Source organism: Moorena producens 3L (assembly GCF_000211815.1).
In the GTDB taxonomy this organism is placed as follows: Bacteria; Cyanobacteriota; Cyanobacteriia; order Cyanobacteriales; family Coleofasciculaceae; genus Moorena; species Moorena producens.
The window spans coordinates 37840-53737 of record NZ_GL890974.1; the positions used below are offsets into that span (position 1 = coordinate 37840).

18 protein-coding genes are annotated in these 15898 nt (G+C 43.3%); 8 read left to right on the top strand and 10 right to left on the bottom strand.

What is annotated here, in order from left to right; genetic code table 11:
- Positions 1–108: 108 nt before the first annotated feature.
- From ebsA to rbsK, 3 genes are all read left to right on the top strand, one after another.
- Positions 109–483 carry a type IV pilus biogenesis protein EbsA gene (gene ebsA / locus LYNGBM3L_RS32905; protein ID WP_008191631.1) on the top strand — a complete coding sequence of 125 codons (375 nt, stop codon included), beginning with the start codon at positions 109–111 and terminating at the stop codon, positions 481–483.
- A gap of 37 nt (positions 484–520) precedes the next feature.
- Positions 521–1612 carry a phosphotransacetylase family protein gene (locus LYNGBM3L_RS32910; protein ID WP_008191633.1) on the top strand — a complete coding sequence of 364 codons (1092 nt, stop codon included), beginning with the start codon at positions 521–523 and terminating at the stop codon, positions 1610–1612.
- Between the two features lie 337 nt (positions 1613–1949).
- Complete coding sequence (gene rbsK, locus LYNGBM3L_RS32915) at positions 1950–2879, top strand: ribokinase (protein ID WP_008191635.1); 930 nt, start codon at positions 1950–1952, stop codon at positions 2877–2879.
- 215 nt (positions 2880–3094) lie between these two features.
- On the opposite strand, the gene LYNGBM3L_RS32920 is transcribed toward rbsK, so the two are convergent.
- From LYNGBM3L_RS32920 to LYNGBM3L_RS44805, 3 genes are all read right to left on the bottom strand, one after another.
- A complete protein-coding gene (locus LYNGBM3L_RS32920; RefSeq protein ID WP_008191638.1) occupies positions 3095–3658 on the bottom strand; it encodes a Uma2 family endonuclease in 564 nt (187 codons plus the stop codon).
- Positions 3659–3832: 174 nt separating this feature from the next.
- Positions 3833–5332, bottom strand: a complete 1500-nt coding sequence (locus LYNGBM3L_RS32925) for a sensor histidine kinase (protein WP_008191640.1) — start codon at positions 5330–5332, stop codon at positions 3833–3835.
- A 97-nt stretch (positions 5333–5429) separates the two neighbouring features.
- The gene (locus tag LYNGBM3L_RS44805) at positions 5430–5576 is read right to left on the bottom strand and encodes a hypothetical protein (protein ID WP_008191642.1); all 147 of its coding nucleotides are present in this window, start codon (positions 5574–5576) and stop codon (positions 5430–5432) included.
- A 117-nt stretch (positions 5577–5693) separates the two neighbouring features.
- On the opposite strand from LYNGBM3L_RS44805, the gene LYNGBM3L_RS32930 reads away from it, so the two are divergent.
- The 4 genes from LYNGBM3L_RS32930 (at position 5694) to LYNGBM3L_RS32940 (ending at position 9778) form a co-directional block, all read left to right on the top strand.
- Complete coding sequence (locus tag LYNGBM3L_RS32930; RefSeq protein WP_008191644.1) at positions 5694–6821, top strand: sensor histidine kinase; 1128 nt, start codon at positions 5694–5696, stop codon at positions 6819–6821.
- Positions 6822–6912: 91 nt separating this feature from the next.
- Positions 6913–7347: a response regulator gene (locus LYNGBM3L_RS32935; RefSeq protein ID WP_008191647.1), complete on the top strand. Its 435-nt coding sequence runs from the start codon at positions 6913–6915 to the stop codon at positions 7345–7347.
- Positions 7348–7534: 187 nt separating this feature from the next.
- On the top strand, positions 7535–7753 hold the full coding sequence (locus LYNGBM3L_RS44810; protein WP_154659993.1) for a hypothetical protein: 219 nt from the start codon (positions 7535–7537) through the stop codon (positions 7751–7753).
- Between the two features lie 363 nt (positions 7754–8116).
- On the top strand, positions 8117–9778 hold the full coding sequence (locus tag LYNGBM3L_RS32940; RefSeq protein ID WP_008191649.1) for a hybrid sensor histidine kinase/response regulator: 1662 nt from the start codon (positions 8117–8119) through the stop codon (positions 9776–9778).
- A gap of 271 nt (positions 9779–10049) precedes the next feature.
- On the opposite strand, the gene LYNGBM3L_RS32945 is transcribed toward LYNGBM3L_RS32940, so the two are convergent.
- Positions 10050–10856 carry a PRC-barrel domain-containing protein gene (locus LYNGBM3L_RS32945; RefSeq protein WP_008191651.1) on the bottom strand — a complete coding sequence of 269 codons (807 nt, stop codon included), beginning with the start codon at positions 10854–10856 and terminating at the stop codon, positions 10050–10052.
- Positions 10857–11845: 989 nt separating this feature from the next.
- On the opposite strand from LYNGBM3L_RS32945, the gene LYNGBM3L_RS32950 reads away from it, so the two are divergent.
- A complete protein-coding gene (locus LYNGBM3L_RS32950) occupies positions 11846–12211 on the top strand; it encodes a LapA family protein (RefSeq protein ID WP_008191653.1) in 366 nt (121 codons plus the stop codon).
- Positions 12212–12520: 309 nt separating this feature from the next.
- On the opposite strand, the gene LYNGBM3L_RS32955 is transcribed toward LYNGBM3L_RS32950, so the two are convergent.
- The 6 genes from LYNGBM3L_RS32955 to LYNGBM3L_RS42395 form a co-directional block, all read right to left on the bottom strand.
- Positions 12521–12865, bottom strand: a complete 345-nt coding sequence (locus LYNGBM3L_RS32955) for a hypothetical protein (RefSeq protein WP_008191655.1) — start codon at positions 12863–12865, stop codon at positions 12521–12523.
- A gap of 157 nt (positions 12866–13022) precedes the next feature.
- Positions 13023–13229 carry a hypothetical protein gene (locus LYNGBM3L_RS42390; protein WP_131827028.1) on the bottom strand — a complete coding sequence of 69 codons (207 nt, stop codon included), beginning with the start codon at positions 13227–13229 and terminating at the stop codon, positions 13023–13025.
- A 125-nt stretch (positions 13230–13354) separates the two neighbouring features.
- Positions 13355–13855, bottom strand: a complete 501-nt coding sequence (locus tag LYNGBM3L_RS32960) for a diheme cytochrome c (RefSeq protein WP_229414779.1) — start codon at positions 13853–13855, stop codon at positions 13355–13357.
- Positions 13856–13943: 88 nt separating this feature from the next.
- Positions 13944–14852 carry an AAA family ATPase gene (locus tag LYNGBM3L_RS32965; RefSeq protein ID WP_008191660.1) on the bottom strand — a complete coding sequence of 303 codons (909 nt, stop codon included), beginning with the start codon at positions 14850–14852 and terminating at the stop codon, positions 13944–13946.
- 288 nt (positions 14853–15140) lie between these two features.
- Positions 15141–15332 (bottom strand): hypothetical protein, encoded by a 192-nt coding sequence (locus LYNGBM3L_RS32970; RefSeq protein ID WP_008191666.1) that lies wholly within the window; start codon positions 15330–15332, stop codon positions 15141–15143.
- A 112-nt stretch (positions 15333–15444) separates the two neighbouring features.
- Positions 15445–15624: a hypothetical protein gene (locus LYNGBM3L_RS42395; RefSeq protein WP_131827027.1), complete on the bottom strand. Its 180-nt coding sequence runs from the start codon at positions 15622–15624 to the stop codon at positions 15445–15447.
- Positions 15625–15898 lie beyond the last annotated feature (274 nt).

Consider the following 15898-nt stretch of genomic DNA (forward strand, 5'->3'; position numbering starts at 1 on the left):
TATTTTCCTGGACTGATCATCTGATCGTGATGGGTTTTCCATCACGGAGATTGTCCCATAGGAATAGTTACATCAATACCATCAACGGCAATTGAGTGATATTCAGCCATGTCGATCGAAAAACTTAAGCCTGCCGACAAAGGAGCTGTCGGGATTTATGTGCCCTACTACCAGGGTAATAAACGGAATCTTTTACCTATAGCAATTAGCCTCTACCAACAAGGGTCTTTGGAAGGTCGTCGCCACATAGAAGGTGGTGATAGTATTCCCTTCGTTGCTACTTGGTTTGTATCTAATCTTCCTTCGGAATTAACTCGTTGCCGATTACAGTTTGATGGTAACGCGGATCTCAGTTACGAACTTACTATGCAAAATTCTGAGTTTGTGAATTACTTAATCGAAGTGATTATGAACTTTAAGCGATCGCGCATAACGGATTTTTCCAAGGCATTCTACCGCAAACTGCTACGCATTGATGAATAAACAACCAGTTTTCTAGTTATAGGAGTGTAAATAAGGGGTGGCAAAATCCGCTAAGTATTTACTAATTGGGTCAACAGAAGCTTACAGCGGTAAGTCAGCAACGATCCTGGGAATTGCCGATCAACTGCAAGCAAAAGGGATAACGATTGCCTACTGTAAACCACTGGGTACCTTTTTGAGTAGCAATCAAGGGTCAACGATAGAGGAAGATGTCCAGTTTATCACTGAGATACTTAAGTTGCCGGAGAACATGGTGCGATCGCCTTTGCTGTTTATGGATGCTCAAACCATTGAAAAACGCTTGGGAGGACAAGACTCAACAGATTACCGTCAGTCTCTTCAAGACTATCTCCAACCACTAAGTAGTGATGTAATTTTGGTGGAAGGAGCAGGAACCTTGAGTGCGGGGACTCTGTTTAACTTATCATTACCAAAAGTTGCTCAGACAATTGATGCTGCTGTCTTGTTGGTGGCTCGTTTTCACTCGGTTTTACTAGCAGATGCGTTGTTATTTGCTAAGCAACGTCTGGGAGAAAGCTTACTGGGAGTTTTAATTAATGATATTCCCCAAAACAAGCTATCAAGGGTAAAAACAACATTGAAACCGTTTCTGGAACGGCAAGGAATCCCAGTATTGGGAATGATGCCTAGAAATAATCTGTTGCGCAGTGTTAGTGTTCGGGAACTGGTACGTCAGTTGCAAGCTAATGTGCTATGCTGCCCTGACCGTTTGGATTTGATGGTGGAAAACTTGACCATTGGGGCGATGAATGTCAATGCTGCTCTGAAGTATCTACGCAAGGGCGTTAATATGGCGGTGGTGACCGGAGGCGATCGCCCAGACCTTCAGATGGCTGCTCTAGAAACCTCAACCCACTGTTTAATCCTTACCGGTCAAGTTCAGCCTCAATCAGTTATTCTCAGACGTGCTGAAGAGTTTGAAATTCCAGTACTTTCCGTTGATTTAGACACCCTCACTACTGTTGAGATTATTGACAATTCTTTTGGTCAAGTACATCTCCATGAAGCAATTAAGGTGGAGTGTATGCAACAGATGATGAATGAATATTTCGATATTGAGCAGTTGATAAAGCTCCTTGAATTGAAACCATATAAACCAGATTTATAAATGCATTATTTTAAGGTTGAAAGGTTATAATGTTGTTCGCAATTTGGATTAGATTAGGGGAGGTTGGCAGGTTTTAAACTTGTCAGTTTTTCAGGTTAAAGGTTGTCATTTTTAAGTTTAAAACGTTCAATTTTAACCTTACTCAACAAATTGTAACTCTGTTTAAGGTAACTCTATTAAATTAAATAGGAAACCAATTATGGTTGTTGTTACCATTAATCTTGAAGGTGGTCAGGTTATAATGTTGAAGGTTAAAACGTTCAACGTTCAACGTTCAACTTGCTTGCCTTGTAACTCTTTTCAACTTTCAACTTGCTAAGTTGTAATTCTGTTAACTATGAAACCAGTTATTGTTTTCGGTAGTATCAATATGGATTTGGTAGCCAAAACTCCCCGGTTACCAGTTCCAGGTGAAACACTACAAGGCCATGAATTTTTTACTGCTCCTGGTGGGAAAGGGGCTAATCAAGCTGTGGCGGTGGCACGGTTGGGTATCCCCACTAAAATGGTGGCCCGCATCGGTAGTGATGATTTTGGAACTCAGCTACACCACAGTCTAGGGGTAACGGGTGTTGACACTGATAGCGTTTTGGTTGAGGAGGGGGTCAGTTCTGGGATTGCAGTGATTTCCGTGGATCAGGCTGGGGAGAATACCATTATTTTCTTGGCTGGTGCTAATGGGCATGTTAATGAAACTGATGTGGAACGCCTCAGTAGTTTGTTGCCAGAAGCCGCTGTTTTATTGATGCAGTTGGAGATTCCCATGTCCGTGGTGCTCTTAGCAGCAGCGGCAGCTCAGAAAGTGGGTTGTCCAGTGATTCTTGACCCAGCACCAGCTCAGGAGTTGCCAGAGGAACTGTATGGCATGGTGAATATTATGACACCGAATCAGTTGGAAGCCTCTGTACTAGTGGATTTTCCTGTGGATACCATAGAGTCAGCCAAGAACGCATCGGAAGTACTGTTGCAACGAAGTGTGGATACGGTGATTGTGACCTTAGGAGAGCAGGGGGTTTTCTGTGCCACTGGTTCTGAATCGTTCTTCGTCCCTGCTTTTTCTGTTGATGCTGTGGATACTGTGGCGGCTGGAGATGCGTTTAATGGTGCAATGGCTGTGGCAATAGCCAAAGGGTTACCCTTGCGGCAAGCGGTAGTATGGGGAGCTGCAGCTGGGGCGCTTGCTGTTACTAAGGCTGGGGCTCAGCCCTCTTTGCCTGATCAAGAGACATTCAATGCCTTTCTCACAGAAGTAGGTATTAGGTATTAGGTAATAGCTATGATAGCATGATAGTCTGAGATATTACATATTAGATATTAATTTTTAGATATTAGTGATTGGTAATAGATCATTTACCCGGAGTTGGCTAGTATTGTAAATCCTGATTGTGGATCTAAACATTATTACTAATTAATCCAGTTTGAGCAAATTATTGAGGTTTGGTAGTACGTTTATCTAAAAAATCAGCCCTTAAGCACTCACTACTATACAGTAACATCCTCATAAATTAAGGAGATGGGACAACTAAAATCAATGCTGGTCAAGTGAATTTCGTCTCCTTCTGTGTAGGGATTGAGTTCCCATTTCCCTTGTGGATTGCGCCGGAAGCACTCGATAGTGATCTGTTGAGTATCAATCAAAAGGTATTCTTGTAAGGTTTTGATGCGGCGATAGTTAGCAAATTTGCGACCTCGGTCAAAGGCTTCAGTGGAGGGAGAGAGTACTTCCGCAATCAGACAGGGATGATAAATGACTTTGAGCCGATTGCTGTCTCGTTGATCGCAGGTTACCATGACATCCGGGTAGTGAAAAGGTCCTTTTTCTGATACACCCACTTTGACACTAAAGATAAAAGGACGACACGAACCTCCCCGTAGATGGCTTTTTAAGGCAGTCGCAAGATTCAGAGCAATGGTTCCGTGGGGAATAGTTCCCCCAGTCATAGCATAGACTTCGCCGTCGATGTATTCATAGTTGAGTTCTTGCTTTTCCTCCCAGTCTAGATAAGCTTCGGGAGTCATGTATTCTCCCTGATAAGAAGCAACCATAACCACCTCACTTATTGAGTGATGTCTTTTATGTCCTGTTTTGGAGCTAGTTGAGCTTATTTTCAACTATAGCGCGAAACTACCTCTGACTACAGAGGGATGTTCCTTTGGAAGCGCTACGCGATCGCATTGTCAATTTTGGCAGACACATGATTATACAAAATATTTTTGCTTTCATACCTGCTCGCTTTCGACAGGGCTTTCAGCCTTGCTTTTTCTAAAAACGGGTATTGTAACTGTAAAGGTTGTCCCTTGGTTGAGAGTGCTTTCAACTTCGATTTGACCGTGGTGATTCTCAACTATTGTTTTAGCGATCGCTAAACCTAGCCCTGCTCCTTTTGCTGTATCATAGGGTCTGGCTGGATCAGCTCGATAAAAGCGATCAAAAATATGAGGTAATGCTGATGCACAGATGCCTTGACCGGAATCAGTTACCTTGACTTGAAGCAGGAATTGCAGGTTTCTTGCCCTACGTTTGCTGGGAGGTTCTAACTGTTGTAATTCCACTTGAATAAATGCTTCCCCTGGAGTTTTGGTAGAGGCTGGTGTGTATTGGACAGCGTTATTCACTAGATTGGTAAATAAACGTGCCAATTGATTCCAATCCCCCTCAAGGGTAAAGGCATCTTCGTCCAATGTTGGATTTTGGAACCCTTTACTAGGGCAGGGTGGCAGAAATACCTGATCAGCCCCCATCTCTTCCTCTGTCTGCTCTGTCTCCTTTGTTCCCTCTGTTAACTCTGTGCTCTTTTCCTGATCGGGATTGGGGATTTCAATCAAGTAAAGGGAAATGCGTTTTTCTGTAGCAATCGGCTGTTGCTCCTCGATCACTTCCATCAGCAAAGCATCCAGGTGGACTAATTGCCACTGGGGTTTTACCATACCGCTATCAGCACGAGCCAAAAACAGCAGGTCATTCACCAGTCTTCCTAAGCGCTGGGTTAATCGCTCTATCACTTCGAGTTGGTGCCGTTGCAACTCAGATGCTAAATCGGGATCCCCCAGAGCAACTTGCACGTTAGTCTGAATCGTCGCAATTGGGTTTCTGAGTTCGTGGGAGGCATCAGCAGTGAATTGTTTGAGCCGTTGGTACGACTCCCGTACTGGCTTCATAGCCATACCAGATAGTAACCAACCAATAGCACCAGTAGAGATAATCATCACCACTGTACCTAGAGTCAGATCAAATATCAGTTGGTGGCTGGGTTTGGTGACTTCAAACCATGGGTGGCTAACCCGTAAATAACCCAAGATATAATCCTCGATTTGCACCGGTTGGGTTAACTGTCGCAGGAGATGCTCTGCTGATAAATGAACTGTTGCCCTAGTGGTGTTGGCCTTTAACGGAATAGTTAAGGGTTCTGAGAAGGTTGACCACAGCAAATCCCCCTTCGGACTAAACCACTCCAGGTCAATGTGGTCATCTTCTACCCCATCACTATTGTCTCGAAAACTGGCTTCAATGTTGAATTGGTAGGGACTCTCGCCATCATCCACAGGTTGAATCACCAGTGATCGCTCTACCACTTCTACGACATGTTTGAGGGTGTCATCAACCCGTTCAATCAGGGTGTGGCGGACATAAAGATAGACACCAGTTGCAAATAGTAACAGTAAGACTGCTGTGACCGTAGTATACCACAGAGCAAGGCGTCGGCGAGTAGTTTGAAACATGATAATTTAACAGACATCAAAGATCAACAGGACTTACGCCGCCAAGCCGGTTTATTAAAATAATTACACCGATTCCAGCCTTTGATTTATGAGGTGCCTAAGTCCTGATCAAATCCGGTTGACTAATGATCATATCTAGGATCGGGTCATGGGTAATGGCTACTATCAATTCCAGTAGGATCGGATTGAGCACAACTGAGAAGCGAACCAGTTGCTGCCAGTGTAGAGTAATAACTGAGGTCAAAGCTAAAATTGATATCGTCTCCGGTTAAATCGTTCTTGTTTGTAGAGACTTGGTCTGCAACGTCTCTACACAGAAGGTTTGATTGATTGTTCCTTCTCCGACTTGTCTGCCAAAAGAATGAGCCTTCAAAAAAGCGATCGCAAACCAGCAAAACTATTTCTAAGCTCTCGGGAAGACCTCTTGGAGTCCCTAGTCGAAAATTCTCCCGAGTGTATAGCGGTATTTGACCGGGAATTTCGTTATGTCTATGCTAATCCGGCCTTGTCACAGGCATTTGGGATAGCCCAGTCAGAATTAATCGGCAAAACCCATCATGACCTCCAGATGCCAGAAGACTTTATCCACTTATGGGATAGAGCGATGGAAAAGGTGTTTGCCACAGGTCAAGAAAAGAGGATTGAATTCCAGTGGATCACAGAGAATGGGCTACAGTTTTATCAATCCTGTCTGGTACCAGAGTTGGCCAGTCATGGTTCAGTAGAATTTGTGTTGGGGTATAGCTGTAACATTAGCGATCGCATAACCAATACAGAATTTTCAAGGTCGATTGAGCAACTACAGAATTCTAACCGAGAACTGGAACAGTTTGCTTATGTGGCTTCCCACGATTTACAAGAACCCCTGCGGAAAGTCAAGAGTTTCACAGAATTGCTGGTGGAAGAGTACCAGGGGAAATTGGATGGCGAAGCAGACAAATACATGGCTTACATTGTTGATGGTGTCTTCCGGATGCAGACTCTGATTAAAGATCTGCTCGCCTACTCCCGTTTGGGTAGGTCTGAACTGACCTTTGAACCCACAGATATAGCTGAAGTGCTTGAGCAGGTTCTTGAAAACTTGAGTGTTACCATTAAAGAAAATCATGCTGTCATCACCCATGATCCACTACCAACTATCCCAGCTAATCCTCAACACATGGTGGAATTGTTCCAGAATCTAATCAGTAATGGCATCAAATTCCGTTCCGAGGCAACTCCTGAGATTCACATTGAAGCTCAGTTGCAGGAATCCCAATGGTTAATAGGGGTTCGAGATAATGGTATTGGTATTCCAAGCAAGTATGCTGAACGAATTTTTTCCATATTCCAACGGCTACATGGTAGGAGCAAGTATCCCGGTACCGGGATTGGTTTAGCCATTTGTCAGAAAATTGTCCAGTGTCACGGCGGAAATATTTGGGTCGAATCCGAGTCTGGTGTTGGCTCAAGATTCTATTTTACCCTGCCAATTCATCAGAGTTGGTAGCCAAATATGACTCATGGGTTTGTGGATAAAAAATCAATAATAAACGATATTATAACCAATTTCAAATAACCCAATTTCAAATAACTATGATATGTACAGTAAATTCCCTGAAATTCTGCTAATAGAAGACGATCCTGGAGATATAGAACTCACCAGGAAAGCACTCAACAAAGCGAAACTGGCGATTAACCTCCATGTGGTTATGGATGGTACTCAAGCCCTGGCTTACCTGTACAGAGAGGGGGAGTATGCTGATTCCCAGCAACCTGACTTAATTTTGCTAGACCTAAACCTGCCTGGGATGAATGGACAAGAGATTCTCCAGCATATCAAAGGTGATGATAACCTCAAGCAAATACCCGTTGTGATGCTGACCACTTCAGATGCTCAGGAAGATATTGTAAAAAGCTATGACTTGGGAGCTAACTGTTATCTTAAAAAACCAATTAGCTTAAAAGAATTTGACAAGATTATCGAAGCCCTAGAAGATTTCTGGTTTAGTGTTGTGAAACTACCGCCGCCATAAACTAGCTGGAATTCAAAATTCAAAATTCAAAATTCAAAATTCAAACATGTTTAACTAGTGGTAAAGATGTAGCGGAATTCAAAATTCAAAATTCAAAATTCAAAATTTTTACATGTCTAGGTAGTGGTAAAGATCTAGTGGTTTGGCTACGGTCTGGTCAAGGTAACGGGAGCTAAAATCGCTACTTTTGTACAACTACCCTTCTTCCCTCTCCCCTCTCCCCACAGTCTTCCCCCGATTCCCGATTCCCGATTCCCGATTCCCGATTCCCGATTCCCGATTCCCGATTCCCGATTCCCGATTCCCGATTCCCGATTCCCGATTCCCGATTCCCGATTCCCGATTCCCGATTCCCGATTTCCGATTCCCGATTCCCGATTCCCGATTCCCGATTCCCAGTGGGTAGCGCTATAGGTCAGAAACCATTAGCCTCAAGCCTAATCTGATCATGGCTAATGCCTTCAAGGATAAACCTAATTATTGAAATCTTACCACCATTACGCCTCCTGATATTTAAGATTAATTTTATGATTCGAGGCTAAGTTAGCCATCGAAGACCCTCAGACGGTATACTTTTTTGTATTTTAATCCCCTTGATCTCAAGGATTATACGGGTTTTATGTGCATTTTTTAGTGAATTATCCGTATAAGTACGGAGATGACTATTAGTGAAATTACGGTGGAAACAGGTTTTTTTTTAGGTCAATATTAACATATTAGATTTAATTGATATCTAACCGATGTTTGTTGATTAGTTAACGGTATTCCAATGTCATCAACGTACCTACCAGTCACTTCTCCTTCAGCTGATCAAACTAATTTCTCTGCACCAGTCCCTGCTTCAGTCATTTATTTTCAGAATAAACTCCCCACAGAAAGAGCAGACCATCCTGATTGTACCCAAATCCTATTAATTGAAGACGATATCCAGGATGTTGAGCTGATTAAAGCATTACTCAAAAAGGCAAAACATTTTCGAGCAACACTCACCCATGTAGAGACCTTAGAGCAAGGTCTCGAATGCCTAAAGCAGGGAAATATTGATATCGTACTCTGTGACCTGTTCTTACCAGATCAAAAAGGTCTAGAGACATTTTGTGAAATTTATGCCCAGTGTCCCGAAGTGCCTATAATCATTCTGAGTGGACTGACTGATGAGAATTTAGCCATAGAAGCGCTACAAGAAGGAGCACAGGATTACTTAGTTAAAGGAGAATTTGATCGGAACCTATTGGTACGAGCGATGCGCTATGGCATTGAGCGGCAACGACTGCTGTTAGCACTGAAGGGACAAACTGAAGCCCTACGAGCCAGTGAAGAGCAATTTCGCACCATGATTACCAGAAATGCTGATGGTGTTGTGATTATTGATCACAATCGAATGATTCAATTTGTTAATCCCGCAGCAGAATCCCTGATGAACTGTAAAGCGGAGAAACTCCAAGGAGAACTATGGTGCAGTTCCCTAGTGGTTGGCGAAACTACAGAACTAGATATTCGCTCCTCCTATGGAAAAATTGTTATTGCCGAAATCCAGCTAGTAGAGATTCAATGGGAAGGTAAAAAAGCCTATATGGCATCACTGCGAGATATCACCACTCGCAAGGAAATAGAAATTGCTCAGAAGCAACTGAATGATGAGCTAGAACGTCGGGTTGAGGAGCGCACACTTGAACTAAGAGTAGCTAATGATCAGCTCCAAGTTTTGGAAATTAAACTACGTCAATCACTGGTTAAAGAAAAAGAATTGAGCAATTTTAAATCTCGGATTATCTCTAGCATTTCCCATGAGTACCGCACCCCATTAACTACCATTTCTTCATCAGCAGCAATCCTGGAACGGTACTGTCATCAAATGGATCTGACTCGGCAAGTAAAACATTGTAGACGTATCCAATCCATGGTTCAGCAACTGACTGGTTTAGTGGATGATGTGCTATTTATTAACAAGACAGAATTTAAGCAACTAGATTTACAACCCGAACCTATAGACTTAGTTGAATTTTGTAGTAAATTAGTTGATGAAATCAAATCTAAAACCACCTATAAGCACCAGCTCTTGTTTAGGCATGAAGGTGACTGTCAGGAATTCAGATCAGATCCTAAGCTACTAAGCCAAATGCTAACTAATCTCCTCTCTAATGCTATTAAATATTCTCCTCAAGGAGGCAAAGTCGAACTTAACCTTAAATGTGACACTAATCAAGTAATACTGGAAGTTACCGATGAAGGAATTGGCATTCCTAAGCACGATCAAGGTGAGTTATTTAATTCCTTTAGTCGTGGGAGTAATATCGGCTCCATAGGGGGAATTGGATTGGGGTTATCAATTGTCAAAAGTTATGTGGAACACCATCAAGGTGAGATAGTTATGGAAAGTAAAATAGGTTTAGGTACTCGTGTTACTGTCTGTTTACCATTGCTTGCTTAGTGGTTAGTATGACTGACAAAAATTGATTTATTGATTTATTTAACCGCAAATTATCAGAAGGGGAGAATACTAATATAGTTGGTAAAATGTATTTATAAGCAATCAGATCTAGTTCACGTCATGACTTATTAGTAAAGACTTATTGGTCTTGGGTCTTAGTTAATGGAAAATGGAAAATGGAAAATGGAAAATTCATAACTCCCAATTCCCAATTCCCAATTAACAGCCATCGGCAAAAATTATCGCCTGATTATAAATCCTTAGAGTCCTGTTATGTTTTATCTTTCAACTGCTTCGTAACGGATTTGGCTTTATCCTGTAAGTGTGCGGTGGTAGCCTGAGCTGTGTCTTTCAACTGATCAGTAACTGATTGAGCTTTATCTTTAAACTGTGCAGTGGTCGCTTTGGCTTTATCCTTCAACTGTTCAGTAACTGATTGGGCTTTATCTTTAAACTGTTCTGGTATATGTTGAGCTTTTCGCTTGACATCTTGAAATTCCTGGACAGTTTTTTGATAATCTTCCTTGATCAGGTCTGTAGCTTGACTAATTTTTTGATTAAGTCCTTCCCCATACTGTTTACTATTTTGAGCAACTGCATCCAGTACAATTATCCGCTTGCTGCCAATACTCGAAATTGCTACGGGTGGGAGTAGATACATACCATCCATAACCCCATGCCAGCCAAGGTCCGAGAAGAGATAGTTAACTACACTACCGCTTTTGGGTTTAAGCAAGTAGTCCACTAGCTTACCAATTTTGTTACCCGCATCTGTCCATACCTCATGTCCGATCAGGGAATCCCAAGACTCCGTTTTCTGTTGAGTTTTGTGATTTTTGCTAGTGTTGACGAGAATACTATCGGTGCCAATACTCTCGACTTGACCCCAAGCAAAGTAGCGTTTTTTCGCCCCAAGTAATCCAGACTTACACCTTAAGGCCACGACTCGATGAGCTTGATAGTCCAACAAGAGTTGATCGACATGACCAATTTCTTCCGTCGTCTGACGCTCTAAGACTAGACGATTGAGTAACTGGCTCTGCCTGATCGGTTTGGGTTGGATAAATAGTAAAGACATCTGTTCATGTCTCCAATAGTTAAGAACTGGCGATGGCGGTCGGAAAAAGACACAGAAGGCTCAACAGCAGTAAGCTATCAGGTAAGCATATGCGCTACAGATGGTGCTACTTGAGGTGCCTTTAGCAGTCAGCCCTCAGCTATCAGCTTATGGGCTATGGGCAGGCTACTTGAGGTGCTTTTGAATAAAACAGGTAAGCATTATTCAATGCTCCCGTTCAAGGTTTATTTTAAGCTGACCGCTGACCGCTGACCGCTGACCGCTGACTGCTGACTGCTGAATGCTTGTGTACCCCTCTGTGATTTTTTCCATCTAGATTTTAGCTTACAATAATTGAGTCAAGTCTGATCTAGGGTAAGCATTCAGCTATCAGCTATCAGCGTGTGGTGTATCAGACGAATTAAAGTAGGGTGGGCAAAGTAATATAATCATTAATACTCAAAACAATCAAACTGTTTTTGCCCACCCTATCACCGTGTCGTGTATCAGACGAATTAAAGTAGAATTAAAGTAGGGTGGGCAAAGTAATATAATCATTAATACTCAGAGGTTGTCTGAGAAGTCTCATTTGCTACATCCAAGCCCCCTAAATCCCCCAATTTTGGGGGACTTTTAGAAGCAAATTGACTCTTGTTCCCCCCAAAGTTGGGGGGCTAGGGGGGCAAAATTCAGTATCAAAAAACTTGGGAGATATCCTCTCAAAACAATCAAACTGTTTTTGCCCACCCTATCACCGTGTCGTGTATCAGACGAATTAAAGTAGGGTGGGCAAAGTAATATAATCATTAATACTCAAAACAATCAAACTGTTTTTGCCCACCCTATCAGCGTGTGGTGTATCAGACGAATTAAAGTAGGGTGGGCAAAGTAATATAATCATTAATACTCAAAACAATCAAACTGTTTTTGCCCACCCTACAAGCTGATAGCTGACCGCTCACGGCTGAATGCTTACGATCTAGGGGATTACCAAGGAGTGAGTTGAGACTATGCGCTTATTATTTTTGATTTCGGGCTTCGTGATCGGCTTAGCTATAGCAGCTATCTTATTCGCCCTCCAAAATAAAACCATTGTGCCGGTCAACTTTGGGGTTTGGACTATAGAAGAACCCTTATCTATAGTGATTCTTTTAGCTCTATCTATGGGCTGTTTAACTGGTTTATTAATCTCCACACCTACCCTAATCAACCAAAGTCGTAAACTAGCTCGGCAACGGAAACGGATTAATGAGTTAGAGCAGGATTATAATGAAACAATAGTAAATATTGATAACCAACGCAAAAGAATACAGTACTTGGAAGATAGTTTGAAAACTAAGATAGGTGCGTCATCAGCAGAATCTGAGCCGCAATAGCTGGAAAAATAAGCATTCAGCGGTCAGCGGTCAGCGGTCAGCGGTCAGCGGTCAGCAGATTTAACTCAGATTAAACAAATGCTTACCTCTTTCTTTTATTCTAAATGCTTTCGTGATCAATAAGAATGTGCATAGCCCATAAATAAACTGTTCGCGTTCGCGGAGCGTGGCCATTCGCGTAGCGTGGCCAACGGCCAAGGCCAAGGGTGCGCGTAGCGCTAATCGCTGTTCGCTGATAGCTGATAGCTGATAGCTGATAGCTGATAGCTGATAGCTGATAGCTGGTAGCTTACCTTTTACTTACCTATTTTAACTACTGATCAAGGATTCAAACTCAGCTTTTAATGATTCAAAATCTGCCACCCTTGACACCAGTAAATTATCCTTACCAGCATCATTTAATCGTTGTTTCCAATAACTGATGATTTCTGGGTGATTCATCCAGAATTCAATGACACTGTCTACAGCTTTATCTATACCCCAATCTGCCTGGGAGGGAAGGGTTTCAGCTGATTCAATTAAAGCATCAAGGGTACACTGATAAGTACCTAAGTATTTCAGTTTTGGTGGGACTTTTCTCTGACTCAACGTCTGTTGATGATTGAAAAAGTCTAGGACAGGAGATACTCCTAAGATTTCAAAGGTGTATTTCATAGGTTGAATACCTTCCTTTTTACCAGTTATCCTTTTTACCAGTTACCTCAACCTTTCCAGGCAAGGTCATCAAGATTGGTAGATTTTTATGAGTTTTATGTTCTGTGTTCTGGATAAGAACTCTGACTGTTGACCAATCCTATAGAACTGCTATGCACTAAATAATAAAGGAATTGTTAAATTGGTTTTGTAGTAATTGTAACACAATGTTATAGCCTGTAGCACAAGGGATCTCGGAACAGGGAATCGGGAATCGGGAATCGGAACCCACCCCTAACCCCTCCCAGGAGGGGAACGGGAATCGGGAATCGGGAATCGGGAATCGGGAATCGGGAATCGGGAACACAGAAGAGCCAAGAGCCAAGAGCCAAGAGTGAAAAAATCTTGTGTATCTGATTAGACTAGAAAGCGCTATACTTCCCTAATTTCCCAGACTCCCAGACTCCCTATCTCCCTATCTCCCCATTTCCCCATTTCCCCATCACCGGATTAGGGGGCATCCTGCCATTCTGGGGTCAGGGTGCGGTAATCGTAGTTTGCGACACCGGGATGACAAGTAACACAGGTTTTAACCCCAAAGGGTCGAGGGATTTTGACTCGGGGATGCAGGGCATTGAAATAACGGGATTGGGTCATACGATAAGGGACTTCTTCGTCTTTGTTATGGGGACGGGAGAAGTCTCGCAAGTATTGCCAGGTCAGCAATAAACTTGGACCAAGCAGTCTTCGGAGTTGCGTACCATAATGTTCCTGTGGCTCTAACAATAACCGACGCCAGGTTTCGGTAGGCAATACTTCTGGTGGCAAAGCAATGTGACAAGCGGAACAGTTTTCTAGGTAAAGGTCTTTGCCTAATTTGTAGCGTTTGGACACTGGGTCCATGGATGCGATTACTTCGGTGGGGGTGGAGGTAACTGTTTCTGGCTCAATCGTATATCCTACGGCTCGCTCCAGTCCCCATCCTATGCTAATACTCCAAAAAATTAGCAATAACAATAGAACCCAAGGTGAACGTCTACGGTTTCGCCTTGGGCTTCTTGAGTTCAAAAATTTGGACATACCTCACACACAACACTCTTTAAGGGATTGGTACAGAGCGCAACAATTGCTCAACAATGGGCTGAGCACGACGCCCCCCCGAGGTAATGAGACGATGGGACAGTACATAAGGTGCCAGGAACTTGATATCATCTGGGATGGCATAATCTCGACCTTCCACAAAGGCTAGTGCCTGGGTTGCCCGTTGTAAAGCAATGGTACCGCGAGGACTGACTCCTAAGGTGACATCTTCGGCGGAACGGGATGCTCTGACTAAATTGAGCATATACTCTTGTAGTGACCGTTCTACTTTGACCTGCTGACAAAGATGCCGTAATTCTAATACTTCATCGGTGGTGATACAGGGGGTGAGCTCGGAAACCATCATTCCTTCTAGATGGCGTTGCAACATCTGGAGTTCTTCTTGTTCTGTGGGATAACCTAGGGATAAAGATAATAGGAATCGATCCATTTGGGCTTCTGGCAAGGGGAAGGTACCTTGATATTCCACTGGGTTTTGGGTGGCAATCACGAAAAAGGGCTGAGGTACGGGACGCGATCGCCCATCTACGGTGACCTGCTGCTCTTCCATTACTTCCAATAAGGCTGACTGGGTCCGGGGTGTGGCTCGATTAATTTCATCGGTTAGCAAGACATGGGTAAATACTGGACCTGGCAGAAATTCAAATTCACCACTGCGCTGATTCCAGATATTGGTTCCTGTGATATCCGTAGGTAATAGGTCAGGGGTACATTGAATACGTTGAAATTTCCCATCTATGGAACGGGCTAGGGATTTCGCTAGTAGTGTCTTGCCCACACCAGGGACATCTTCCAGCAAGGCATGACCCCCAGCCAATAGGGCCACGATCACTAGACGAATGGCATCTGCTTTACCAACAATCACACGACCGAGATTTTCCTGGAGCTGTTGAATTCTTTGTCTCATAGAGCAGTGTTCAATTGGGTGAGGGATAAATTATTGGAGGGAGCAGGGAGCAGGGAGCAGGGAGCAGGGAGCAGGGCAAACATCCCCCTATCTCCTATAAGCTAGCAAGGGTTTTCGGAAAATGGGAAAGATTTTGATAGGGCTTATCATACTTATGAGGTACAGGAGGTACAGTCAAGTTTCTTACCCCGACTCCCGATTCCCGATTCAAATGTAAAAAACCTACCCTGATCAGGTGGGTGATCCCCCCTAACCCCCCTTAATAAGGGGGGAACAAGAGCAAGATCCCTATTCTTCTTCATCCATGGGTAGACTTTTATCAAGAAAAATTAAAAACTTAGCATCAGGCATGAGATGTTTCATGGCTTGCGAATAGCTCCTGGCATCAGAAGGGCTGCAGAACCGAGCGAAAACTAATGGTGGCCTGCCTCGCAATAGGCGAATCATGACCCACGGTTGTAAGCTGGGACTATAGGACATAATTTAGGTATCTCCTTTAAAGGGGAGCCAGAGCCAGCCTTGGGCGTGTACATCTTCGGGCTGGCTCTTACTTTTGTATCTCCATTTTGAGTATAGCACAAAAAATATTTAATTATAGCATATTTTGAAAAGTTTTGTAACAAATTCCTTTAGGGAGTGGGGAATCGGGAGTGGGGAATCGGGAATCGGGAATCGGGAATCGGGAGCAGGAGTAGGGTGCGTTAGGGGCGGGCTTGCCAGCATGTTCAACTTCGTAGTCAGTGTGGTGAGAGCCCGTCCCGTAACGCACCACCAGTCAAACTGATTTTGTTTTGGGGTTTTGCTGCGGGATTAGCGATCGCATAAAGGATTAGCGATCGCATAAAGGATTAGCGATCGCATAAAGGATTAGCGATCGCATAAACTAAAGCGCGATCGCATCACTAATACAGAAGCGATCGCATCACCGATACAGAAGCGATCGCATAAGCAATACAGAATTTTCCAGGTGGGTTGAGCAACTACAAAATTCTAATCAAGAATTGGTGAGCCTGCTCTAACTTTCTGGTGGGTGATCCCCCCTCACG